The 21,873-nt window shown below is 63.1% G+C and carries 24 protein-coding genes and 1 pseudogene; 14 read left to right on the top strand and 11 right to left on the bottom strand.

Annotation, left to right across the window (positions count from 1 at the left end):
- Positions 1-124: 124 nt before the first annotated feature.
- The 5 genes and pseudogenes from WJU18_RS29715 to WJU18_RS29695 form a co-directional block, all read right to left on the bottom strand.
- Positions 125-1,795, bottom strand: coding sequence for a GMC family oxidoreductase (locus WJU18_RS29715; RefSeq protein WP_423457887.1), 1,671 nt, complete (start codon positions 1,793-1,795; stop codon positions 125-127).
- A gap of 113 nt (positions 1,796-1,908) precedes the next feature.
- Positions 1,909-2,541, bottom strand: coding sequence for a glutathione S-transferase family protein (locus WJU18_RS29710; protein ID WP_423457886.1), 633 nt, complete (start codon positions 2,539-2,541; stop codon positions 1,909-1,911).
- Positions 2,538-3,404, bottom strand: a complete 867-nt coding sequence (gene yghU / locus WJU18_RS29705) for a glutathione-dependent disulfide-bond oxidoreductase (protein WP_423457885.1) — start codon at positions 3,402-3,404, stop codon at positions 2,538-2,540. Before yghU ends, WJU18_RS29710 begins: the two co-directional genes overlap by 4 nt.
- Positions 3,405-3,469: 65 nt before the next feature.
- Complete coding sequence (locus WJU18_RS29700) at positions 3,470-4,210, bottom strand: hypothetical protein (RefSeq protein WP_423457884.1); 741 nt, start codon at positions 4,208-4,210, stop codon at positions 3,470-3,472.
- Between the two features lie 22 nt (positions 4,211-4,232).
- A pseudogene (locus WJU18_RS29695) lies at positions 4,233-4,783 on the bottom strand (bactofilin family protein).
- Between the two features lie 482 nt (positions 4,784-5,265).
- Between WJU18_RS29695 and WJU18_RS29690 the strand changes: the two are divergent.
- Genes WJU18_RS29690 through WJU18_RS29675 form a run of 4 tightly spaced genes read left to right on the top strand, consistent with a single transcriptional unit; the run spans position 5,266 to position 8,806 of the window.
- A complete protein-coding gene (locus WJU18_RS29690; RefSeq protein ID WP_423457883.1) occupies positions 5,266-6,297 on the top strand; it encodes an MlaE family ABC transporter permease in 1,032 nt (343 codons plus the stop codon).
- Positions 6,294-7,163, top strand: a complete 870-nt coding sequence (locus tag WJU18_RS29685) for an ABC transporter ATP-binding protein (RefSeq protein ID WP_423457882.1) — start codon at positions 6,294-6,296, stop codon at positions 7,161-7,163. Before WJU18_RS29690 ends, WJU18_RS29685 begins: the two co-directional genes overlap by 4 nt.
- A 19-nt stretch (positions 7,164-7,182) precedes the next feature.
- Entirely contained in the window at positions 7,183-8,166 is a 984-nt protein-coding gene (locus WJU18_RS29680) for an MlaD family protein (protein ID WP_423457881.1), read from the top strand.
- A 7-nt stretch (positions 8,167-8,173) separates the two neighbouring features.
- On the top strand, positions 8,174-8,806 hold the full coding sequence (locus WJU18_RS29675; protein WP_423457880.1) for an ABC-type transport auxiliary lipoprotein family protein: 633 nt from the start codon (positions 8,174-8,176) through the stop codon (positions 8,804-8,806).
- Between the two features lie 10 nt (positions 8,807-8,816).
- On the opposite strand, the gene WJU18_RS29670 is transcribed toward WJU18_RS29675, so the two are convergent.
- The 3 genes from WJU18_RS29670 to WJU18_RS29660 are packed head-to-tail and all read right to left on the bottom strand — an operon-like array spanning position 8,817 to position 11,352.
- Positions 8,817-10,091: a phospholipase A gene (locus WJU18_RS29670; protein WP_423457879.1), complete on the bottom strand. Its 1,275-nt coding sequence runs from the start codon at positions 10,089-10,091 to the stop codon at positions 8,817-8,819.
- Between the two features lie 5 nt (positions 10,092-10,096).
- Positions 10,097-10,600, bottom strand: coding sequence for a MaoC family dehydratase (locus tag WJU18_RS29665; RefSeq protein ID WP_423457878.1), 504 nt, complete (start codon positions 10,598-10,600; stop codon positions 10,097-10,099).
- 5 nt (positions 10,601-10,605) lie between these two features.
- Positions 10,606-11,352, bottom strand: coding sequence for an SDR family oxidoreductase (locus tag WJU18_RS29660; RefSeq protein ID WP_423457877.1), 747 nt, complete (start codon positions 11,350-11,352; stop codon positions 10,606-10,608).
- 178 nt (positions 11,353-11,530) lie between these two features.
- Here WJU18_RS29660 and WJU18_RS29655 point away from each other — a divergent pair, with 178 nt between their 5' ends.
- Together WJU18_RS29655 and WJU18_RS29650 are read left to right on the top strand one after the other, a co-directional pair.
- Positions 11,531-12,130 (top strand): 2-hydroxychromene-2-carboxylate isomerase, encoded by a 600-nt coding sequence (locus WJU18_RS29655; protein WP_423457876.1) that lies wholly within the window; start codon positions 11,531-11,533, stop codon positions 12,128-12,130.
- 76 nt (positions 12,131-12,206) lie between these two features.
- Entirely contained in the window at positions 12,207-12,896 is a 690-nt protein-coding gene (locus WJU18_RS29650) for a dienelactone hydrolase family protein (protein ID WP_423457875.1), read from the top strand.
- A gap of 59 nt (positions 12,897-12,955) precedes the next feature.
- Here WJU18_RS29650 and WJU18_RS29645 read toward each other — a convergent pair whose 3' ends face one another.
- Entirely contained in the window at positions 12,956-13,849 is an 894-nt protein-coding gene (locus WJU18_RS29645) for a LysR family transcriptional regulator (RefSeq protein ID WP_423457874.1), read from the bottom strand.
- 200 nt (positions 13,850-14,049) lie between these two features.
- On the opposite strand from WJU18_RS29645, the gene WJU18_RS29640 reads away from it, so the two are divergent.
- From WJU18_RS29640 to WJU18_RS29610, 7 genes are all read left to right on the top strand, one after another.
- Positions 14,050-15,267: an amino acid ABC transporter substrate-binding protein gene (locus tag WJU18_RS29640; RefSeq protein WP_423457873.1), complete on the top strand. Its 1,218-nt coding sequence runs from the start codon at positions 14,050-14,052 to the stop codon at positions 15,265-15,267.
- 61 nt (positions 15,268-15,328) lie between these two features.
- Positions 15,329-16,195: a branched-chain amino acid ABC transporter permease gene (locus tag WJU18_RS29635; protein WP_423457872.1), complete on the top strand. Its 867-nt coding sequence runs from the start codon at positions 15,329-15,331 to the stop codon at positions 16,193-16,195.
- Positions 16,192-17,136, top strand: a complete 945-nt coding sequence (locus tag WJU18_RS29630) for a branched-chain amino acid ABC transporter permease (RefSeq protein ID WP_423457871.1) — start codon at positions 16,192-16,194, stop codon at positions 17,134-17,136. Before WJU18_RS29635 ends, WJU18_RS29630 begins: the two co-directional genes overlap by 4 nt.
- Entirely contained in the window at positions 17,129-17,893 is a 765-nt protein-coding gene (locus WJU18_RS29625; RefSeq protein WP_423457870.1) for an ABC transporter ATP-binding protein, read from the top strand. The genes WJU18_RS29630 and WJU18_RS29625 overlap by 8 nt, the downstream gene beginning before the upstream one ends.
- Entirely contained in the window at positions 17,890-18,624 is a 735-nt protein-coding gene (locus WJU18_RS29620) for an ABC transporter ATP-binding protein (RefSeq protein WP_423457869.1), read from the top strand. The genes WJU18_RS29625 and WJU18_RS29620 overlap by 4 nt, the downstream gene beginning before the upstream one ends.
- 105 nt (positions 18,625-18,729) lie before the next feature.
- Positions 18,730-19,425, top strand: a complete 696-nt coding sequence (gene cnbZ, locus WJU18_RS29615; protein WP_423457868.1) for a 2-amino-5-chloromuconate deaminase CnbZ — start codon at positions 18,730-18,732, stop codon at positions 19,423-19,425.
- 99 nt (positions 19,426-19,524) lie between these two features.
- Positions 19,525-20,361, top strand: coding sequence for a fumarylacetoacetate hydrolase family protein (locus WJU18_RS29610; protein WP_423457867.1), 837 nt, complete (start codon positions 19,525-19,527; stop codon positions 20,359-20,361).
- Here WJU18_RS29610 and WJU18_RS29605 read toward each other — a convergent pair.
- Both WJU18_RS29605 and WJU18_RS29600 read right to left on the bottom strand, forming a co-directional pair.
- Positions 20,289-20,672, bottom strand: coding sequence for a LysR substrate-binding domain-containing protein (locus WJU18_RS29605; protein ID WP_423457866.1), 384 nt, complete (start codon positions 20,670-20,672; stop codon positions 20,289-20,291). The genes WJU18_RS29610 and WJU18_RS29605 overlap by 73 nt on opposite strands.
- Positions 20,657-21,310, bottom strand: a complete 654-nt coding sequence (locus tag WJU18_RS29600) for a LysR family transcriptional regulator (protein WP_423457865.1) — start codon at positions 21,308-21,310, stop codon at positions 20,657-20,659. The genes WJU18_RS29605 and WJU18_RS29600 overlap by 16 nt, the downstream gene beginning before the upstream one ends.
- Before the next feature lie 233 nt (positions 21,311-21,543).
- On the opposite strand from WJU18_RS29600, the gene WJU18_RS29595 reads away from it, so the two are divergent.
- Positions 21,544-21,846 carry a hypothetical protein gene (locus WJU18_RS29595; protein ID WP_423457864.1) on the top strand — a complete coding sequence of 101 codons (303 nt, stop codon included), beginning with the start codon at positions 21,544-21,546 and terminating at the stop codon, positions 21,844-21,846.
- Positions 21,847-21,873 lie beyond the last annotated feature (27 nt).

The raw sequence follows: 21,873 nt of genomic DNA, 5'->3' as shown, positions 1-21,873 counted from the left end.
CAAGAGAAAAAACAGCAAGGGCCACCTGTCCGTCATTCCCGCCTGCGCGGGAATGACGAAACCGTCCGGTATCGCACCTGGAGTGCGGACACGTTCTTAATGTAAGGCGTTTGGCGGGCGCGCGTCAGCTTCGCCCCTGAATCCACCCCGCCGCCTTCTCGGCCATCATCAGGGTGGGGCTGTTGGTATTGCCGCTGGTGATCAGGGGCATGGCGCCGGCATCCACCACCCTCAGGCCGGCGATCATGCCGCCAGCGCCGTCCCGCACTTGCAGGCGAGGCGTGAGCACGGCCATGGGGTCGCTGTCGTGGCCCATTTTGGTGGTCCCCACGGGGTGGAAGATGGTGCTGGCGATATCGCCAGCCAGGCGGGCGAGCTCTTCATCGCTCTGGTATTGCGGGCCAGGCTTGAATTCCTCGGGGGAAAAGCGGGCCATGGCCGGCTGCTCCATGATGCGGCGCGTCACACGCAGGCTGTCGGCGGCCACCTGCCGGTCTTCCTCGGTGGCGAGGTAGTTGGGCGCGATGGCCGGCGCATCCTCGAAGCGTGGGCTTCTGATCCGCACGGTGCCGCGGCTGGTGGGGTTCAGGTTGCACACGCTGGCCGTGATGGCGGGAAAGCGGTGCAGCGGCTCGCCAAAGGCCTCCAGGCTGAGCGGTTGCACGTGGTACTGGATGTTGGGCCATTCGAACGCGGCTGAAGAGCGTGTGAACGCGCCCAACTGGCTGGGCGCCATGCTCATGGGGCCTGTGCGCCGCAGCATGTATTCCATGCCGATGAGGCCCTTGCCCCAGAGCGTGCTGGCCAACTGGTTCAGCGTTTTGCCGCCCTTGATCTTGTAGACGCTGCGAATCTGCAGGTGATCTTGCAGATTGCCGCCCACGCCCGGCAAATCCGCTACGACTGGAATGCCGTGTTCCTGCAGCAGGCTGGCCGGGCCGATCCCCGAAAGCTGCAGGATCTGTGGAGAGCCTATGCTGCCCGCGCTCAGGATCAACTCGCCGCCCGGCGCCAGGCGTGCCTGCGTGAGCCCATTGCCGGTGGAGACATCAGCGCCGGCGCAATGCAGCGCGCCCTGCTCGTTGCGCTCGATGACCAGGCGCGCGACCTGGGCGCTGGTCCATAACTCGAAGTTGGGCCGTCCGTAGCACGTGGGCCGCAAGAAAGCCTTGGCCGCGTTCCAGCGCCAGCCGGCTTTCTGATTCACCTCGAAATAGCCCACGCCTTCGTTGGAGCCGCGGTTGAAGTCGTCGCTCGCGGGAATACCTGCTTCCTGCGCGGCAGCGGCAAAGGCATCCAGCACGTCCCAGTGCAGGCGCTGTTTGTCCACACGCCATTCGCCTCCATGGCCATGCAAGCCTGCGAACGCAGGGGAGGGTGTGCCGCGGTCCAGCTTGTGGTGATCCTCGTGGGCCTTGAAATCCTCCAGGCAGCGTTCCCAGCGCCAGCCGTCTTCGCCCGTGAGCTGGGCCCAGCGGTCGTAGTCGCGCGATTGGCCGCGCATGTAGATCATGCCGTTGATCGAACTGCTGCCGCCCAACACCTTGCCGCGGGGATAGCGCAAAGTGCGGCCGTTGAGGCCTGCGGCAGGTTCGGTCTGGTAGAGCCAGTCGGCGCGCGGATTGCCGATGCAGTAGAGGTAGCCGACCGGGATATGGATCCAATGGTAATCGTCTTTGCGGCCCGCTTCGATCAGCAGCACGCGCTTGTTTTTGTCACGCGAAAGGCGGTTGGCCATCAGGCAGCCGGCGGTACCGGCGCCCACGACGATGTAGTCAAAAATCTGTTCGCTCATATGCGGGCATGCAGGTTTTCATGATCGGCTTGGGGGAACCTGGATTATTCAGCCTAAGATCGTAAACACGTTCTAAAGGCTCGTGCCCGAATGCTCGCGGGCATAGAGAGGCATCATGAGACCATGGAGGGCCGCTGTGCCATCGCCAGGCGCCAGCGCTGCAGGTGCGGATGCGTCTCGTCAAGGCGCACTTTGGCCACGCGTGCGAAATCGACTGCCACGACCGCCGTGATGTCAGCCACGCTGAAGCGCTCGGTGGCAATGAACTCCCGATCGGCCAAGCGGCTGTTGAGCGTATGGAAGAAAAGCTGAATTCTCGCCAGGCCGCGCTGGGCGAGTTCAGGTATCTGGGCGTAGTCCACCGGGCCGGGAAGCGCGCGGTTCGCCATGGCTGGAGAGCTGTTTCGCAGCGTTTCGGCGATCGCCATCAATCCCTCGAACTCGACTCGCCATTGCCAGCTCGCGATCTCGGCTTTTTCCTGCGGCGTGCGGCCCAGCAGTGGCGGCTCTGGGTAACGTGCCTCGAGGTAGGCCGTGATACCCGCGTTGTCAGTCAGGCTAAGTCCATCTTCCGTCTGCAGCACAGGCACGGTGCATTGCGGATTAATCTGCCGGAATGCGTCGCCGAGCTGTTCTCCGCTACGTAGATCCACTTCCACGGTTCGATGTGCAACGCCCTTTTCTGACAAAAGAATGCGCGCACGACGGGGGCTGGGCGCGGTCGCGCAATCGTAGAGAGTGATCACAGCTTGTCCTGCGTACGAGTTTGGAAGTCCGATGCATCATGGCGCTCGTGCAATTGGCTGGAAAGCTGGCCCCAAGTGCGGTTGACCATGCGTCCCCGTTGAGCCGCTGGCCGCTTGGCGATTGCATCGGTCCAGCGCAGCACGTGGGTGTACTCCTGTACCTGCAGGAACTCGCCAGCCTCGTAGATCTGTCCCTTGACCAGGGCGCCATACCAAGGCCATACCGCGATGTCCGCGATCGAATATTCATCTCCGGCAAGATAGGGGCTTTCCGCCAGGCGCCGGTCCAGCACGTCGAGCTGGCGCTTGACCTCCATGGCGTAACGGTCAATGGCGTATTCGATCTTCAGTGGCGCATAGGCGTAGAAATGCCCGAAACCGCCGCCCAGGAAAGGCGCGCTGCCCATCTGCCAGAACAGCCAAGAGAGGCACTCGGCGCGCTGGGCCGGTGAAGCGGGCAGGAAGGCGTCGCCGAATTTCTGGGCCAGATACAGCAGAATCGCGCCAGATTCGAACACGCGCTGAGGCTGCGGTCCGCTGCGGTCGAGCAGGGCTGGGATCTTGGAGTTCGGATTGACCGCCACGAAACCGCTGCCGAATTGGTCGCCTTCGTTGATGCGGATCAGCCAGGCATCGTATTCAGCGCCCTGGTGGCCAAGCTCAAGCAGTTCCTCCAGCATGACCGTCACCTTGACGCCATTGGGGGTGCCCAGCGAGTAAAGTTGCAGCGGATGTTTGCCCACGGGCAGATCGCGGTCGTGGGTGGGGCCTGCGACGGGGCGGTTGATATTGGCAAAGCGCCCTTCGCCGGTCTTTTTCCAGGACCAGACCTTGGGGGGCGTGTAGGGCTTGGCGTCGTTCATCTGGCGATCTCCGAATCTTGATATCCGGATGATGGCCGAAGAACACATCCCTTGCAGAAAGAAGCCTACTTCACGGGCAGAAAAGCCAGCAGAGGCGCGGCCACGATGCCTTGCACATAGGAGATCGCGGCGCGCCGGTAGCGCTCGGTCATATAGGCAGCGAGCATGTCCAGCCGGCCGATGATCTTGCCGAATTCGCGCTCGAAGCTGAGATTGCGGTTGTCGGGGGTGAGTTCGTTGGCCAGCAGCAGCGGCTGCCCGCGCGCATCGCGCCGGGTGTTCAAAATCCATAGCGCCGTTTCCATGTTGCGGGCGGCGTTATAGATATGTTGGGGGTCAACGGAGTCGAGGTAGTAGAACTCACGCTTGCCGCCATGCGCGGTGACAATGGTGTCGGCGCAGGCGATGATGAAGGCGGCCACGCGGTCTCCCTGGAAATCCTGGGAAAGTGCCGCTGAAAGCGCTGTGACGTCGCGCTTGCCGCCCAGCGGAGCCCAGGCTTGCTGGGTTCGCATCACGCCGTCGAGCAGGGCCAGTGCGGCCTCTCGTGTGGCCGCAGTCTTGCGCCATTCTCCGGGATTGCGGCGGTACAGCTTGTCGGCCAGGAGCATCAGGCTTTCATGATTGGCGCGCATGCCTGCCGCGGTGACGCGGTTGCCTTCGTTCTGCAGCAGCTCCGAGCTTTGGAAATCCTTGCCTTGCACCTCACCATGTTCGAGGGGTGCATCACTGGCGCAGGCGGCCAGCAGCAGCGCACAGGCAAGAGAAAGGGCCGCGCGCGCGGCCCCTGAAGGGTATACAGCCACTTGGGCGTCAGAAGCGGGCGAATTACGCCGCGGCTGTCTGCTCGCCTTTGGCTTTGCCAGCGCCGCTGCTGGCTTGATCGGTGCCGAACGTGATCTCACCAGACAACTGGCCTCCTTCTTCGATCACTATCTTGCCATAGCGGATCTTGCCGGTCACCTTGCCGGTGGCAAAGATCACCAGTTTCTGGCGGACCGTGAGCTCACCGTCGAACGTACCGCGGACTTCGGCGAGATCGATCTCGGCGGAGCCTTTGAAGGCACCTTGCTCGGCGATCTGGATCACGCGCGAGTTCATGGTGGCTTCTACCGTGCCTTCGACTACCAGCGTGTCGCAATCGGTAATTTCAACGCCCTTGAGCTTGATATTGGGGCCGACCGTGAGTTTGGCGCCGCTTTCGCCTGCGGGGGCAGTCGAAGGAGCGGGGGTAGCGGCAGGAGCCGAGAACGGCTGCGCGCCAACAGCGCTGCTGCCGGCCGAGCCCAGGGAACTGGAGCCGCCCAAGGAGCTCGAGGGGCTGCGGGGGTCAGTGAATCAGATTCGCGCTTGCCGAAAAACGGTCCTTGAAGTGCCATGCTTTCTCCTTAATGCAACTGACGAATCCTAACGGCAGGCTGGGGGGACCGCCAGAACAAGAGGAAACAGTCGTAACCAAACAGACTCTATTCCAGATCAAATGGAACATAACCAAAACAATTGATAACGTTAAGGGAATCCTCAAGGCAACGCTGCATAAGTTCCAGGCAGCTTCTTGTCTGACATGTGTATGCTGGCGTGAAGCGCTACCATGCGTCCTATGGCGCTGGCGCGGCTGATTTGGCGCGGGGACATCCGCGAAGCTGGTCAGTGAGCGTCCGCCCTTACTTTCATTTTTCTTCTTGCATGATCCGGTCTACCATTCGTAGTACTGAAACACTTCGTCATATCTCAGATCTGCTCGCCCGAGAGGCGGGGCTGAAGGTGCGTCAGTGAGTGACGCCACGCCACGCTTGCGCCGGGAAGAGTCGCCGACGGGGGGCAACTGGCCGTACCCGAGGGTGACTGGACGGCATCGCAATTGACCTCCAAGCGCGTCTGGCGCAGCGTGATGTCCGCGCTCGCGGCGTTCGGGCCTGGCGAGAACTGGGATCTGCGCCAGATCGGTGCGCTCGACCACCTGGGCGCGATGGCGCTCTGGGACCATTGGGGCCGCCGGTGGCCGGCGCGGGTGGAGGCGCATGCGGAACAGCGGGCCTTGCTGGAGCGCGTGGCCGCGCACCCGCCTGCGCAGGCGCCCTCGAAGGCGCTCAGCTGGAGCCAGCGGGTGGATGCGTTCGGCCTGGCGGTGGAAGGCGCGTTGGCCCAGGTGCGCGATTTCATTGCGCTGCTGGGCCAGTTGCTGCTGGATTTCCTGCGCCTTTTGGCCGCACCGCAGAAGGGCCCTTGGCGCGACTTCTCGGGCCACCTCTACCGCATAGGCGCCCAGGCGCTGCCCATCACGGCCCTCGTGGGCTTTCTGATCGGCGTGGTGCTGGCCTACCTGATGAGCCAAATGCTGCGCCAGTTTGGCGCTGAGGCCTTCATCGTCAATATCCTCGGGATGGCGCTGATCCGCGAACTCGGGCCGCTTCTGGCGGCCGTGCTGATCGCCGGGCGCTCCGGCTCAGCCATCACCGCGCAGATCGGGGTCATGCGCGTCACGGAGGAGCTCGATGCCATGCGCGTATTGGGCATTCCCGTGGGTTTCCGGCTCGTATTGCCCCGCGCGCTCGCGCTCGCCATCGCCATGCCGCTGATCAGTGTGTGGACTTCACTGGCCGCCTTGGTTGGCGGCATGCTGGCAGCCGATATCACGCTGGGCATCACGCCGAATTTCTTCTATGAGGCCCTGCCCAAGGCAGTGCCGGTGGCCAACCTGACCCTGGCGTGTGCGAAGTCCGTGGTGTTTGGCGCCGCCATCGCCCTGATTGGCTGCCACTATGGACTGCGCGTGAAGCCCAATACCGAAAGCCTGGGCCAGGGCACCACGACGTCCGTGGTGGCGTCCATTACCGCGGTGATCCTCATCGATGCGCTGTTTGCGGTGCTCTTCAAGAAGGTGGGCATATGACCGCGCCAGCGCATGAACCCGTGCAGCGTGAGCCGGCGATCGAAGTGCGCGGGCTCTGGAGCGTCTTTCCCATCCCCGGCGGCGGCGAGGTGGTGGTGCACAAGAACCTCGATCTCACGGTGAACCGTGGCGAGGTGCTGACTCTGGTGGGCGGCTCGGGCACCGGCAAAACGGTGCTGCTGCGGCAGATGCTGGGGCTCAACACCCCCGCCAAGGGGCAGATCACCGTGCTGGGCCGGCCGGTCTCCGAACTCTCGGGGCCGGGCGCTGCCGCGCGCGTGGGCATGCTGTTTCAGCAGGGGGCGCTGTTCTCGGCCTTCAATGTGCTCGACAACATCGCGTTCCCCTTGCGCGAGACCGGCACGGTGCCCGCGGAGCTGGTGCGTGAGGCAGCGCTTTTGAAATTGCAGATGGTCGGCCTGAAAGCCACTGATGCGCACAAGATGCCGGCCGAACTCTCGGGCGGCATGATCAAGCGCGTGGCCTTGGCGCGCGCCCTCATCATGGACCCACCGCTGCTGATGCTCGATGAGCCCACGGCAGGGCTCGACCCTGATAGCTCCGATGCCTTCTGCGACCTGCTGCGCTCGCTGCACCAGGAGCTCGGGTTGACCGTGGTCATGGTCACGCATGATCTCGACACGCTGTTCGCCTTGTCGAACCGGGTGGCGGTGCTGGCGGAACAGCGCGTCATCATTGCCGCGCCGGTGGAAGAGGTCTTGGCCTTCGACCACCCCTTCATCCACCATTTTTTCTTGGGCGAACGAGGTCTTCGCGCGATGGAAATGCTGAAAGACCGACGCGGCGCCGCGCATTCTTCAAAGAACTCCCAGGGCCAGCCCATACCCGGCCCGGCGCTTTCTTGAGAGAAAGGACAATAGCTTCATGGAAAACAAATCCCACGCACTTGCGGCTGGCGCCTTCGTGCTGGTGGTGGCGGCATTGCTGGTCGGGCTGACCATGTGGCTGATGCGCGATATCGCCAGCACCGATGTGTACGAGATGACCACCAGCGACCCCGTCAGTGGCCTGCAGGCGCAGGCGGCGGTGCGCTACAAAGGCGTCGCGATCGGCAAGGTGACCGACATTGGCTTTGACTCCAAGGTCCGCGGCAATGTGCTGGTTCGCATTGCGGTCAACCACGACACGCCGATCACTCAATCGACGTTCGCTACGCTTGCCTACCAGGGCCTCACGGGTCTTTCCTTCGTTCAGCTCGACGACAGCGGTGAATCCACCGAGCCGCCGGCGGCGTACGAAGGCGGCCCGCCGCGCATACCGCTGAAACCGGGTCTGCTGGGCCAGTTGCAAGACAGCGCTTCCACGCTGGTGGGCAAGGTCGATCAGACCGTGGACCGCCTCAACCAGGTGCTGGGCCCGGAAAATCAAGCCGCGCTGAACGCGGCGTTGACCGAGGTCGGTGCCGCGGCCAAAAGTATCAACCAACTGGCCATCAATACAGACAAGGCCGTGCAGGCGCAGTTCGGGCCGGGCAATAGCCAGATGTCCTCGCTGATCACGCAGGCCAGCGGCTCGCTGAAAACAATGCAGGATGCGGCGGCCAAGACGGGCCAGGCGATGGGCAGCGTCAACGCTGCGGCAACGGACCTCAAGGCCGGGCTGGGCACGCTCACGGCGCCCGGCGGCGTGCTGGACCGCCTGAACGAAAGCGCCAGCACTGTCACGGGCAGCACGCTGCCGCGTATCCAGGGCTTGACCGAAGACGTCAGCCGCACGATCCGCCGGCTCGACCGGGTCGCCAATACCTTGAATGACAACCCGCAGTCGCTGCTCTACGGCAACGGCGCCATTCCGCCAGGGCCGGGCGAGCCAGGCTTCACCGCGCCAGTGGCACCTTCGCAACCCTGAGGTTCCCATGAAATTCATCGCTACCCGAACCCCTGGTGTTCTCGCACTGATCGCTCTGCTGGCAGGCTGCAGCGGCCTGCCTTTGCCCGACAAGCCCACCAGACCGTTGGTCTATGACTTCGGCCCTGGTGTGCAGACCACCGCTCCAGCGGCCACGGGCAGTGTTCCGGTGGCGCTGTCGCCGGTGTCCGCGCCTTCGCCCCTGGAAGGCTTGGCCGTAACCTATCGCCTGCTCTACAGCGACGGCGGGCAGCAGCCGCGCCCCTACGCCCAGGCGCGCTGGAGCATGTCTCCTGCCCAGTTGGTGGCGCAGCGGCTGCGTGAAACCCTGGCAGCGCAACGGCCCGTGGTTTCGGCAGGCGAGGGATTGGCGCGGCTGGAATTGCACCTGGGGCTGGAGGAATTCAGCCACGTGTTCGATTCCCCCAGCGCCAGCTTCGGTGTGGTGCGCTTGCGCGCCACTGCCGTGGCGCCCCTTGTGCGCGGAGAGCGCCTGCTGGGACAACGCACCTTCACCGTGCGGCAGCCGGCCGCCACTCTGGATGCGGCTGGCGGCGTGCGCGCTCTGACGGAAGCGACCGATCAAGTCGCGCGCGAGCTTTCGCAATGGCTGGCGCAGTTGCCCGCGCCGAATGCGTGATTAGAGCGTGTTAGAAATCCGACAAGCTCAACCCCACATTGAACACCGTCCGCTTGAAGTTGTAGTCCAGCAAGGTGTCCCCATACCCATGGAACAATGACACATACAGCCGCAGGCCTGAAAAACTGTTGCCCAGGCCATCGCCGAGCGAGCGAGTCCATTCGATTCGGCCAGAGCCTCGCCGGTTGAGGCCGCTGTAGGTCAGGCGCAGAGAATTCTGCTGGTTGACTTTCCAGCGCAGGTTCAGGTCACCGTGGCCGAGATAGTGGATGATGTCGGGGTTGTTGTCATCTTCCGCTTTCTCGGAAAAGCGCTTCCACAGGCGCAGTTGCAGCGCCCAGGTATCGTTTTTCTCGAAGCCGGTCATGAGGTAGGCACGGTTCCAGCTGCGCGAGAGCGGATCGCTCTGGCCGTTGGATTGGTGCACCAGCCCCAGGCCGGAGTAGCGCCACAGCCAGCCCCCCGGCAACTGCGCCGTGGTGGGGTAGATGTACATGATCTCGGGCGAGTGGTCGGTATTGCGGAAGGGGCGCGACAGCGTGCTGTTGAACACCTGCCAGTTGGATTTCTGCGTATAGGCTACCCACAGGGAATCGCGCAGTGTGCCGTCAGCGGGCGTGAGCAGGCCGCTGGCCAGCTTGGTTCGCACCGAGAGCAGCAGGCTCAGTTCCTGTTTGCTGTAGTCGATGGGCGTGGTGGCGCTGTTGACCGGATTGGGCGAGGTCGGCTGCCGGTTGATACGGTCGCCGGCCGACAGCGTCACCGTGGTGGGGAGGTAGGCACGCAGGCCGAAGGTGGGGCAGCTGGAGCCGGATTCCAGTTCCCAGAACCGCGAAAGCTCGGAGAACTGGCGGTCGCGGCAGCCTTGCTCCAGTCCCACGCCGACGATGCCGGAAGAAGCCGTGGAGGTGCCGCCTGCCGTAGAGGGCGGCTGGGTGCTTGCCAAGGCGCGGGTAACATCCTGGCGCAGGCCGGCGCCCGCGGCTTCCGGCGCAGTTTGGGCATTTGGCGACTCCGCCAGCGAGCGGGCTTTTTCGTGCAGGGCCTGCAACAGAACCTGCTGGCCGCGGGCCCATTCGTCGAAGCAGGCCAGGCGCTGGGCATCCGGCTGGCTGGTACAACGCTGCCACGCCAGCGTGGCTTCGCTGGCCGCCCGGATCTCGTCGGGAGTGGGGGCTTCCGTGGCAGCCTGGGCCATGCCCAACTGCAGGGCGGCGCAACTCGTCAGCACCGCCAGCGGCAGCTTTCGGGCTCGCCAGCGGGTGGAGCGGGATCTCGGCGGCATGAACGTCAGCCGCCGCTTGCCGCCTGGTCCACCGGAGCGCCCGGTGTACGGCGGCGGAACATGCCGTAGCCATCCATCATCAGCACTTGTTCACCATGCTGGTTGAACATCTCCCAGTGAGAGCGCGTCAGGCCCACATCGGGCCGTGATTTCATGGGGCGGGATTCGACAATGCGCTGGTGCAGCGTGAGCGTGTCGCCTGGGTAAACCGGCTTCAGCCATTTGATTCCCTCCATGCCGGGCGAGCCGAGGCTGGCTGCCTCGTGCAGGAAGCCGCGCACCATCAGGCCCATGGTCATGGCGCAGGTATGCCAGCCCGAGGCGCTGAGTTTGCCGAACATGGATTTGGTGGCGGCTTCCTCATCCAGGTGGAAGGGCTGCGGGTCGTATTTGCTGGCAAAAGCGATCACTTCGTCGCGATCGACGGTGATACTGCCGATTTCCCGTGTTTTTCCCACGGGAAGATCCTCCCAGAAATATTTGATGTTCTTTTGCGGATGATCGGACATGATATTCAACGGGCTCCTGAAACGTCGATAAGAGACATGGTGGTATAGCTGGCGGCATCGGAGAGCAGCCAGACAATCGATTGCGCAACTTCCTCTGCCGTGCCGCCGCGCTGCATGGGCACATGGCCTTTCAGTTCGGCCACTCGGTCGGGCCGGCCGCCGCTGGCATGGATCTCGGTTTCGATCAAACCTGGCCGTACGGCGTTCACGCGAACACCATCCCCGGCCACTTCCTTGGCCAGGCCGACGGTGAACGCATCGATGGCCGCTTTGCTTGCAGCGTAGTCGACATACTCGTTGGGCGATCCCAGCCGGGCTGCCGCACTCGAAACGTTGACGATACTACCGCCCTCGCCGCCGTACCGCCTGCTCATGCGCCGCACCGCCTCGCGCGCGCAGAGCATGGAGCCGAGCACGTTGATGTCGAACATGCGGCGCCAGCGCGCCAGGCTGTGCTCAGCCATCGGCAGCGTCGCATCCACCACGCCCGCGTTGTTGACCAGCCCATCCAGGCGGCCGAGCTTGGCATCGATGTGCTCGAACATCTTAAGCACCTGCGCCTCATCGGCCACGTCGGCCTGGACCGCCATCGCGGAGCCCCCGGTGGCGCGGATGGCGCGCACTACCTCATCGGCAGCGAGCGAGTTGGCGGTGTAGTTGACAGCCACCGCCCAGCCCTGTGCCGCGGCCAGCTTCGCCGTGGCAGCGCCGATGCCGCGGCTGCCGCCGGTGACCAGCAAGGTTTTTTTCATCGCGGGGCCGCTCCCAAGATGAAAAAGCGCCCCCCTGGGGGGCAGCGGACCACGCGAAGCGGGGAGCGTGGGGGTTATTTTTCATATCCCTTTTCCTGCAGAGGATGGCCGGATTGGCTAAAAAGATAGGAAGCGTATGCCTCCAGTTTCGATTACATCAGTTTAAGGAGCCTCCCGCATGAGCCGGTCCGTGTTGTACTACTTTGCACCCCAAAGCCCCTGGACCTACCTTGGGCATGCGCGCCTTGCCGCGCTGCTGCGCCAGAGCCGGCGCGAAGTCAGCGTGCTGCCGGCTGATTTGGGCAAGGTGTTCCCGGTCTCCGGCGGCTTGCCTTTGCCCAAACGGGCACCGCAGCGGCAGGCCTACCGGCTGGTGGAGTTGAAACGCTTCGCGGAGCACTTGGGAGTCCCTCTGAACGTGCAGCCGCGTTATTTCCCGGTCGATGGCAACCCGGCCGCGCTGCTGATCACCGCCGTGCAGCAGCGCGACGGAACTGACGCCGCCATGGCCCTCGCAGGCGCCATACTGGCCGCCTGCTGGGCGCAGGAGCGGGACATCGCCAACGAGGGCACGCTGCTTGAGCTGCTGGCCGAATGCGATCTCCCGGACGAGCGCCTGGATCAGTCGCGCGAAGCCGGCACGCAAGCCCGCTACGATGCCAATACGCAAGCCGCTATCGATGCTGGTATCTTCGGCGCTCCCACCTACATTGTCGACGGCGAAATGTTCTGGGGACAGGACCGGCTTGATTTCGTGGCTCGCAAACTGGGGCTCTGAGAACGCGTTCCCGCATTCTCGAACTGAGCGCGGGCTCATTTCCTTTCGATCAACCATCACTGAAGGAGTACATCACATGGGTCAATTCATCGACCTGAAAGCCGCTGACGGCACCACCTTTCCAGCCTATGTGGCCGAACCCGCAGGCAAGCCCAAGGGCGGCATCGTGGTCGTCCAGGAGATCTTCGGTGTCAATACGCACATCCGCGAAGTGGCCGACGGCTACGCCGCCGATGGCTATCTGGCCGTGGCGCCTGCCACCTTCCATCGCGTACAGCAGAACGTCGAGCTGGGCTATGCCGAAGCCGACATGGGCGCGGGCTTCAAGCTCAAGCAAGCTGTGGAGGCATTGCCTGCTCCGGGCGTTCTGCAGGATCTGCAAGCCGCCGTCGACTATGCCGCCAGCAAGAGCGGCGGCAAGGTGGGCATGGTCGGCTATTGCTGGGGCGGCTTGCTGACCTGGCGTGCGGCCAGCGCATTGACCGGACTGTCCGCAGCGGTTCCGTACTACGGCGGCGGCATGACGACGCCGGAAGAGGCTGCGCGCCAGCCGAAGGTGCCCGTGCTCGCGCACTTTGGCGAGCAAGACCAATGGATCCCCCTGGACAGCATCGAAGCCCTCAAGAAGGCGCACCCCGAGATCGAAGTGCATGTCTACCCGGCACACCACGGCTTCAATTGCAACCACCGTGGCGCCTACGACGAGGCTTCGGCCAAGCTGGCACGCGAACGTACCCTGGCGTTTTTCGATAAGAACCTGAAGTAATGGTTCGCGAAGGCGTTGCCAGCCCAGGCGGCGCCTCATGCCGCATTCACACGCGCTTCCTACATCATCTCCTCGCCTGCCAGATGACGTAGGAAGCTGCGCGCGGCGGTCGACAGCTTGTGCCCGCGCGCGGTGACGATGTCGATGGTAGCCTGTTCGCAGACGGGGTCGCGCAACTCGGCGGACACGATGCCGCCCGCGGCCTCTTCGCGGGCGAAGGTGATGCGCGGCATGAACCCGACGACATCGCAGTTCTGCACCAGCGACTTGATGAAGTGCAATGAGTTCGATTCGTGCTGGATCTTCAGCGGCACCTTGGCTGCCTGGGCTGCCCGCTCGACCAGGCGCCGAATGCCGAAGGTGCGGTCTGGAAGCGCCATGGATATCCCGACGAGATCGCTCATCGCCAGCGAGTCGCGGCCGGCCAGAGGGTGGCCTGGCCGCATGATCACGCGCATTGAGTTCGAGACGCGGCCACGCAAGATCAGATCGTCCCGGCTGGAGACCCCGAACACCAGCCCGATCTCGGCGGCGTCAACGACCACCTGCTCGGCGATCTGGTGCGTTCCCAAGGTGCTGATCTTGAACTGGATACCCGGGTGCTGTTTGCTGAAACTGGCCACCCGGGCGGGCAGAAAGTCGAACGTGGTTCCCTCTGCTGCCGCGATGCGAACCGTTCCCTGCGCCAGCATGCTCAGATCCTCGATCTCTGATCTGGCGCACTGAAGGTGCCCATTGGTTGAATCGACATAGCGCAGCAGCACTTCGCCCGCAGCCGTCAGCGCCATGCCATGCGGGGTGCGTTCGAAGAGCTCGGCATTCAACTCCTTCTCCAGGTTGACGATCTGCCGGCTCACCGCACTGGGGGCGACGAAAAGCTTGTCACAGGCGTGCCGGATCGAGCCATTGCGCGCAACGGCTTCGAAGTATTGGAGGCAAATGGGTTGCAGCATGTGGCGGGTTTGCGGGACTGCTTGCAAGTTTCGTTCCTGTCTGTCCTGTTCGCATCCGAGGATTCACCTAGCGGCCCCGGGGTGTTCTATTTTTGCGATGCACGGGTTCGCACGGGGCAGGGGTCCAAGACAAACTCTGTTTGCTAGAGTGCCTCCACAGTTTTAGCAGCAGTGTTACCCCATCATCAGGAGATGCGCGTATGAAATTCAACATCGGTCGTTTGTTGTGTACCCAGGCCATCATGTGCGGCTTGGGGTTCGCGGCTCTTGGTTCAGGGCTTGATGCAATGGCGCAAGACGTAATCCGCTTTGGTGCACCGCTGCCCCTGACGGGGGCATTGGCGCCCGAGGCGCTCAAGCAGCGTCAGGGCTACGACCTGTGGGCGGAGGAAGCCAACAGAAAGGGCGGCATCAACGTCGGCGGCAAGAAGCACCGCGTGGAGATCGTCTACTCCGACTATCAATCCAATACACCGCGCGCCGTGCAGACGGCCGAGCGGCAGATTACGCAGGACAAGGTTCACTTCCTCTTCGGGGCGTTCGGCTCGGGTGCCGCCAAAGCGGCCAGCACGGTCACCGAGCGCTACGGCCGGCCCAGTATCGCCGCGTCAGCCTCCTCCGAGCAGGTCTACGACCAAGGGTACAAGTATCTCTTCGGCACTTTCACTCCCAACAGCACGTTGACCAATCCGCTCGCGGACATCGTGAAGACCAAGCTGCCGCCCAACGCCAAGGTGGCCATACTGGCCCGCAATGACCTGTTTCCACTGTCCATCGCCCAGGAGATGGAGAAATCCGCAAAAAGCCGCGGCTTCAACGTCGTCTTCTCCGAGAAATACGCCGTCAACACCATGGACCACTCGGCGGCTCTGGCACAGATCAAGGCGCAGAGCCCGCAGTGGATCTTCATGACGGGCTATATCAACGATCTGGTGCTGCTGCGCAAGCAGATGGCGGACCAGCGCATTTCGGCCGAAGTCGTCACGATGATTGCCGGGCCCGCATACAAGGAATTCATCGATGCCGCGGGCCAGGGCGCGGAGAACATCAGCAGCGCTTCGTGGTGGCACCCGGCTGTGCGCTATCAGGGCCAGGACATCTTCGGCAGCACGGAGAATTACGTCAAAGCCTTCGAGACCAGATACAAGTCCACGCCGGACTATGCACAGGCCTCGGCATCCGTGGCGGGCGCACTCTTTCAGATGGCCATCGAGAAGGCTGGCACGCTGGATCCCGCTAAAGTGCGTGATGCGCTTGCCTCGCTCGATGTCATGACCTTCTGGGGGCCGGTGCGATTCGGCCCTACAGGCCAGATCAACTCACTGCAGCCGCCGGTCTTCCAGATCCAGAAAGGCAAGCCGGTGATCGTGTTTCCCGCCGAAATCAAGCAAGGCGAATTCCAGGTGGGCGTGAAGTGATGTTCTGGCGGGATCGCGCTTTGGCTGCGGCCATCTCCTGCAATGGGCATCGGGCTTGGGCATGCTGATCGCACAGGTTTTTCTCAACGCCATTGTGCTGGGATGCCTTTACGCAGCGATTGCGGCGGGCTTCTCACTGGTTTGGGGGGTGCTCAACGTCATCAACCTGATGCACGGCTCCTTCATTGTCCTGGGCTCCTACCTGGCCTGGCTGACCTACAACAGCATGGGCCTGAGCCCCTGGTATGTCTTGATCGCGGCCGCGCCGATCTTCTTTGTTCTGGGCTACGGCCTTCAACGAGGTCTTCTCAACCGCGTGATCGCGGCTCCGGTGCTGGTCACGCTGACAATGACCTTCGGCATCGACCTGATCCTGAACAACAGCATGATCAAGGTCTTCACTGCGGATTTTCGCAAGCTGATCCTCGATCCCCCGCTGGGCGTATGGCAGATGGGGGCGCTCGTGCTGCCGGTCGACCGCGTATTGGTAATGGTGCTGGCACTGTTGCTGACGGGGCTGCTGTATCTGCTGTTGCGCCACACGCGCATTGGCAGGGCCATCATCGCCGTGCGGCTGGATCGTGACGCGGCCCGCCTGATGGGGGTGAATGTCAATGCGGTATATGCCAGCGCTTTCGGTCTTGGTGCGGCGATGGCGGGTTGCGCAGGCGTGCTGCTCGCGATGATCTTTCCAATTTCCCCGCTGACGTCGGCTTCCTATCTCGGCAAGGCTTTCGCGGTGTGCGTGCTCGGGGGCTTGGGGAGCGTGCCAGGTGCGGTGGCCGGGGGCCTGTTTCTCGGCATGCTCGAGAGTTTCGGCGCGCTTGCCCTGGGCCCGGAGCATGGCACTGCCTTGTCATTCGCCGTGCTGATCGTCTTTCTGCTGGTGCGGCCCCATGGCCTTCTGGGCAAAAGGGGGTTCGAATGAAGCTGAACACCTACTCCGTGATGCTCGCACTGATAGGCCTCGCGGTGCTGCTGCCGTGGACGGACAGCGCCTACCTGATGCGCCTGGGCACCCTGGCCACGATGTATTCGGTACTGGCGGTGTCGTGGACCATCGTGGGCGGCTTTACGGGCTATCCGTCCTTTGCCACGGCCGCGTTCTTCGGTTTCGGTGCCTACGCGGGAGGCATCCTGCTCGCCCAGGGTTGGCCGCTTCCTTTGGCGGTCTTGTGCGCCGCGCTGCTGGCTTTCGTGCTCGCCCTGTTGCTGGGCTCCGTGCTGCTGCGCCTCAAAGGCCATTATTTCGCGATTGGCAGCCTGGCGGTGGTGGAGGTGCTGCGGGAACTCGCCAACTCCTCGACTGAGTTGACGGGTGGCGGAATGGGTCTGAACGTTCCCATGAATACAGGCGGGGGCATTGCCGCGACAGCGGCAATTTTCTACTGGGCCATGTGGCTGCTCTTGCTGATGTGTTTTCTGCTGGCGCGCTGGATCGAGCGTTCCAAGCTGGGCTTTGGCCTGGCGTGCATCCGCCAGAACGAGGCGGCAGCCGACATGATCGGTGTCAACGCCACTCTCTACAAGAGCCTGGCATTTGGGTTCTCCGCGGTGTTCGTTGGTGCGGCGGGCGCCGTGTATGCAGCGTGGGTGAACTACATCGAACCGGCCGACGTGTTCGATGTGCTGCTATCGGTCAAACCCATAGTGATGGCACTGATTGGAGGTCTGGGTTCGATCGGTGGAGCGGTGGCTGGCGCGCTGGTGTTTCTCGGTCTTGAAGAAACGCTGTGGCGCAACATGCTGGAGATGCATTCGGCTGCGCTGGGTGTCCTGGTGGTTCTGTTGCTGCTGTTTTTGCCGCATGGGCTGGCATCGCTGCCGCGCCGCTTTGCGCGGGCCGGCTCGGGAGCAGCTCATGACTGAAGTACTGAGGCTTGAATCGGTGTCCAGGCGCTTTGGAGGCCTGCAGGCGCTTCAGGATGTCACCTTGCGGCTGCACAAGGGCGAAGTGTTGGGGTTGATCGGACCCAATGGCGCGGGCAAGACCACCTTGATCAACGTGATCACCGGTGTCCACCGAGCCAGTGGCGGCCGGGTCCTGTTCCACGGTGAGGACATCACGGCGCGCAAGCCTTACCAGACGGCCCGCATGGGCCTGGCGCGAACATTTCAAATCGTGCAGCCTTTTCCCGAACTGAGCGTGCAGGACAACGTGGCCTCGGCAGCCTTGTTTTCACAGCGTCGCCTCTCGGTGGCGGGTGCGCGCAAGGCAGCAGCGCAAGAGCTCGATTTTGTGGGATTGAGCGCCGTGGCCGGACGGCCCGCATCCAGCCTGACGCTGGCGATGCGCAAGCGGCTCGAGTTAGCCAAGGCGCTGGCGATGAAGCCCACGATACTTTTCCTCGATGAGGTGAATGCGGGGCTCAATACCGCCGAGGTGGAGCAGGCGATGGCGCTGATCCGCTCGCTTGCCGAGCGGGGCCTGACCATCGTGGTCATCGAGCACCTGATGAAGGTCGTGGTGGATACCTGCTCGCGCGTTGTCGTGCTGCAGAATGGCCGCTTGATCGCGGACGGCCTCCCGCACGAAGTGGTTCGCGACCCGATAGTTGTGGAAGCCTATCTGGGCCAGAAGTATGCAAGACTGGCACAGCAACTCGCGCAAGGAGAGAGGCCATGAGCAAGCCACCGCTGCTGGAAGTGCGGCAGGCGCGAGCCGGCTATGGCCAAGTGAACGTATTGTGGGGCGTGGATCTCGCGCTGAGACAAGGCGAGATCACGGCGTTGATCGGCTCCAACGGCGCCGGCAAGTCCACTTTGATGCGGGTGCTCTCAGGCCTCGTGGCGCTGCGCGCCGGTGAGCTGCGCTGGGAGGGTGCCCCGCTGACTGAAGGGCAGACACCGGCTTCCTTGCTGGCGCTGGGTATCGCGCACGTGCCTGAGGGGCGGCGCTTGTTCGGGGCCATGAGTGTCGAGGACAACCTGCTCATGGGCGCTTACGCACGCAGGGCCGATCGCGCCACGCTCCGGCGTGACATGGATCGGGTGTACACGGCCTTTCCCAAGCTTTTCGAGCGGCGCGCGCAGGCGGGTGGCACCTTGTCGGGGGGCGAGCAACAGATGTGCGCCATTGGCCGCGGGTTGATGAGTGCGCCCAGGCTTCTGATGATCGACGAGCTTTCCCTGGGGTTATCACCGCTGTTGGTGGACCAGCTGGTGCAATCGCTGCAGCAGCTCAACCGCGAGGGGCTTTCGCTGCTGGTGGTAGAGCAGGACGTGGTGACCGCGCTTGAGCTGTCGAGCACCGCTTACGTCATGGATACAGGCCGTATCACTCACCATGGTGCCAGTGCCGCCTTGCTGAGGGATCCCGCTATCCGGGAGGCCTACCTGGGCAGTGTGGAAGCTTGACACGCTGAGCATCACGCTGCCCTGAATCGAGTTTTCCCATGTCTGAGCTCACCGGATCCGCCGGTGGGGCGGACTCTGCTGTCTCTATCCTATAGGAGGAACATCATGACTGAGGCCATCGCTTTCACTCCTGGCAACTACCACTACATGCGTGGGGTGCGCCAATATTCCTGCGGCGTCGCTGCCGATCCGGGCTACAGGCTCGAGCGCGTGCGTTTTTCGCGCCCGGTACCCCTCAAGGAGGGGTTCAGGCGCGTCGCAGCCCATCTCCAGGCGATAGGGCGTCCTTTGACTGCTTTCGCGGCGTGTGAGCTTCGCTCGCCCGCGCCATTTACCGAGGACGGTTTCCGGGCCTTCAATGATGTCTACATCGGCACATTGAAGGATTGGGGCATCTATGCTGAGGGCGGCGACAACCCTGTCGCGCGCAGCAATGTCTGCCCGGAGTTCGACAAACCTGCCGAGCCCTCTCTCCATGCGTTCAGCTATACCGCAGCGCATGCGGGGGCCGCGCGATCGTTCGTGATCGCAGGCAGCGCGGAAGCCGCCGAAGGCAAGGGAGATTACCGTGACAACTGCATACGGCTGGGCGACACTTCGCGCGAGGGTTTGCTGGAGAAGGGGCGTTGGGTGCTGGGTGAGATGAGCCGCCGGATGGCTGCACTCGGTTTCGCCTGGGGCGACACCACCGCGGCACAGCTGTATACAGTGCACCCCATACAGCACGTCATGGCCCAGGAAATGGCCCCCCACGGCGTCGTGCGCCATGGTGTCGATTGGCATTTCAACCGCCCCCCGTGAAGGATCTCGAGTTCGAGATGGACTGCCGGGGTGTCGCTGCGGAATACGTGCTGGCCGTTTGAAAGATTGATTCATACCCATCACCTGGAGGCGATTCATATGAAGTTTCTGCGTTACGGCCCGATCGGCCAGGAGGAACCCGGCCTGCTTGCGCCCGATGGCAGCTTGCGTTCCCTGAAGGGGCGCGTGCCCGACATCGATGGTCCGAGCATGGCCTCGGGGGCGCTGGGGCGTGCGGCCCAGCGGTGGCAAGAGCTGCCGTTGGTCGAAGGCTCCCCGCGTTTAGGGGCGCCGGTTGCCCGCGTGGGAAAACTGCTGGGCGTGGGACTGAACTACGCGGACCATGCGGCGGAATCGGGCATGCCGGTTCCGGACCGGCCGATCCTGTTTTTCAAGGCCACGACCTGCATCGGCGGCCCGGATGACGACGTCCGGATGCCGACCGGCAGCCAAGCCCTCGATTGGGAAGTGGAGCTGGGCATCGTGATAGGCCGCGAGGCTTCGAACATCGGTGCCGCCGAGGCGAGGGAGTACATCTTCGGCTACCTGATCGTCAACGACGTTTCCGAGCGCGACTGGCAGCTCAAGCATTCGGCAGCACAATGGACCAAGGGCAAGAGCTACGACAGCTTCGGCCCTTTGGGGCCCTGGCTGGTCAGCCGCGAAGAGTTGTCCGACCCCAGTGCGTTGGATATGCGCCTGAGCGTCAATGGCGAAGTCATGCAAAAGGGCAACACCCGGACCATGATCTTCAACGTGGACCAGATCGTGGCCGATGTGTCGGCTTATATGCGGCTGGAGCCCGGTGACGTGATTGCCACCGGGACACCTCCTGGCGTGGGCATGGGTATGAAGCCCCCGCGCTATCTGCGGCGCGGCGACGTCATGGAATTGACGATCGAAGGCCTGGGTACGCAGCGGCAGCGGGTGGTCTGAGAAAAAACCGGGATCTCACACGGGTTCTCAGATCTGGGAAGGGGGAAAGTCAGGCCGGCAGCTGCCTGCTTAGGCATCCCCTTCTCGAGAAAATCCAGCAACGCCGTCAGCGCGGCGTTGTTGTGGCGCCGCTGGGCATACGCGGCGTGCAGCCACACGTCCTGCGGTATGAATTCCTCCAGTACGGATTTGAGCTCCCCGCTTTCGAGCTGGGCTGCAACCGCCAGACGTGCGACCTGCATGATGCCCAGATCATGCAGGGCGAAAGTGAGCATCGGCGTGATGCTGGTGGACTCTATGTAGGGCTGCAACGGCAACTCAAGGCGCCGCCCCCTTCAATGAAAGTCCAGCGGGGCGCATCGCCTGAATTCAAGGCCACCAAGGTGCGGTGTGTGGCCAGCTCTCGCGGGTGCTTGGGCTCGCCATGGGCTGCGAGATAGGCCGGCGTGGCCACCAGCACGCGCTCGACGCATATGAAGCGGCGCACGATCAGGTTGGCATCCGGGATCGGTCCTACCCGCAAGGCCAGATCCACCCCTTCCTCCGCCAGATCCACCACGCGGTTGGTGACTTGAAGATTCAGCGATACCGCGGGATGAAGCACCAGGAAGCGCGCGAGCAGCACTGGCAACTGGGTCTGCATGAGCGAGTGCGGCGCTGTTACTGTAAGGCGCCCGCTGGGCTTGTGGGCGCGGTCATGCAGCTCGCCGGTTGTCATCTGCACCAGCTCCAGCACCGGGCCTGAGCGCTGGTAGAGCAACTGCCCGGCATCTGTGAGAGACACCTTCCGCGTTGTCCGGTTGAACAGGCGCACGCCGAAGCGGTTTTCCAGCGCCGCCACGTATTTGCTCGCGTTGGCGGGCGACATATCGAGTGCCCGCGCTGCGGCGGAAAAGCTGCCGCGGCGGGCGACTTCGCGGAAGGTCTGGAGGAGGTCTAGCGAGTCCATGGATTGGATTATTTCTCAAACGGAACAAGTCATATTCCAGTTTGCTAGTGTTTACCCTAGGCTTTGAGGCGCAAACTACATCTTACGGAGCCGGCCAAAGCCTTCCAAGCCCAAAGCCTCCTCCGCGGTGAGTCCGAAAGATGAAATGGACTCAACGATGAAGAGGAGGCTGCCATGGTGGCGGTCTCGCTGGTCCAAAAGATTGAACAGATTGAACTGAAAAGGAAAGAATCATGCAAGCCAAGAACATCGCCCTCGCTACCGTGCTCGCTACAGTGTTTGCCGGTAACGCCTTTGCCTTCCAGCCCGTGTCTGGCGAAGGTCCTCTGTTCCAGAATGAAGCGGTCGCGGCCAGCACGGTCAGCCGCGCTGAAGTGATCAAGCAAGCGATTGCCAATCCGCCTGCAGCGGGTGTGAACACGGCAGTGGCCTACAAGGCAGATGCGCCGAGCAACGTCACCCGCGCTGAAGTGCGCAAGCAAACCCGTGATGCCATTGCTGCCGGCTACCAAGTCAAAAGCGGCGAAATGAGCTGATAGATCTTCTGCGGCCTGAAATGGCCG

Origin of the sequence: Ottowia sp. VDI28 (genome assembly GCF_049532675.1) — a bacterium.
Classification (GTDB): Bacteria; Pseudomonadota; Gammaproteobacteria; order Burkholderiales; family Burkholderiaceae_C; genus Ottowia.
The sequence above is the reverse complement of the archived record's forward strand: the minus strand, read 5'-3'. Positions and strand labels throughout refer to the sequence as shown.

What these genes read in the sequence shown, in the direction of transcription:
- WJU18_RS29685 (WP_423457882.1), top strand. Translation starts at nt 6,294, where the DNA reads ATGACCGCGCCAGCGCATGAACCCGTGCAGCGTGAGCCGGCGATCGAA.
- WJU18_RS29655 (WP_423457876.1), top strand. Translation starts at nt 11,531, where the DNA reads ATGAGCCGGTCCGTGTTGTACTACTTTGCACCCCAAAGCCCCTGGACC.
- WJU18_RS29640 (WP_423457873.1), top strand. Translation starts at nt 14,050, where the DNA reads ATGAAATTCAACATCGGTCGTTTGTTGTGTACCCAGGCCATCATGTGC.
- WJU18_RS29635 (WP_423457872.1), top strand. Translation starts at nt 15,329, where the DNA reads ATGCTGATCGCACAGGTTTTTCTCAACGCCATTGTGCTGGGATGCCTT.
- yghU (WP_423457885.1), bottom strand. Translation starts at nt 3,404, where the DNA reads ATGAACGACGCCAAGCCCTACACGCCCCCCAAGGTCTGGTCCTGGAAA.
- WJU18_RS29610 (WP_423457867.1), top strand. Translation starts at nt 19,525, where the DNA reads ATGAAGTTTCTGCGTTACGGCCCGATCGGCCAGGAGGAACCCGGCCTG.
- WJU18_RS29620 (WP_423457869.1), top strand. Translation starts at nt 17,890, where the DNA reads ATGAGCAAGCCACCGCTGCTGGAAGTGCGGCAGGCGCGAGCCGGCTAT.
- WJU18_RS29595 (WP_423457864.1), top strand. Translation starts at nt 21,544, where the DNA reads ATGCAAGCCAAGAACATCGCCCTCGCTACCGTGCTCGCTACAGTGTTT.
- WJU18_RS29715 (WP_423457887.1), bottom strand. Translation starts at nt 1,795, where the DNA reads ATGAGCGAACAGATTTTTGACTACATCGTCGTGGGCGCCGGTACCGCC.
- WJU18_RS29680 (WP_423457881.1), top strand. Translation starts at nt 7,183, where the DNA reads ATGGAAAACAAATCCCACGCACTTGCGGCTGGCGCCTTCGTGCTGGTG.
- WJU18_RS29630 (WP_423457871.1), top strand. Translation starts at nt 16,192, where the DNA reads ATGAAGCTGAACACCTACTCCGTGATGCTCGCACTGATAGGCCTCGCG.
- WJU18_RS29670 (WP_423457879.1), bottom strand. Translation starts at nt 10,091, where the DNA reads ATGCCGCCGAGATCCCGCTCCACCCGCTGGCGAGCCCGAAAGCTGCCG.
- cnbZ (WP_423457868.1), top strand. Translation starts at nt 18,730, where the DNA reads ATGACTGAGGCCATCGCTTTCACTCCTGGCAACTACCACTACATGCGT.
- WJU18_RS29650 (WP_423457875.1), top strand. Translation starts at nt 12,207, where the DNA reads ATGGGTCAATTCATCGACCTGAAAGCCGCTGACGGCACCACCTTTCCA.
- WJU18_RS29645 (WP_423457874.1), bottom strand. Translation starts at nt 13,849, where the DNA reads ATGCTGCAACCCATTTGCCTCCAATACTTCGAAGCCGTTGCGCGCAAT.
- WJU18_RS29660 (WP_423457877.1), bottom strand. Translation starts at nt 11,352, where the DNA reads ATGAAAAAAACCTTGCTGGTCACCGGCGGCAGCCGCGGCATCGGCGCT.
- WJU18_RS29675 (WP_423457880.1), top strand. Translation starts at nt 8,174, where the DNA reads ATGAAATTCATCGCTACCCGAACCCCTGGTGTTCTCGCACTGATCGCT.
- WJU18_RS29600 (WP_423457865.1), bottom strand. Translation starts at nt 21,310, where the DNA reads ATGGACTCGCTAGACCTCCTCCAGACCTTCCGCGAAGTCGCCCGCCGC.
- WJU18_RS29665 (WP_423457878.1), bottom strand. Translation starts at nt 10,600, where the DNA reads ATGTCCGATCATCCGCAAAAGAACATCAAATATTTCTGGGAGGATCTT.
- WJU18_RS29625 (WP_423457870.1), top strand. Translation starts at nt 17,129, where the DNA reads ATGACTGAAGTACTGAGGCTTGAATCGGTGTCCAGGCGCTTTGGAGGC.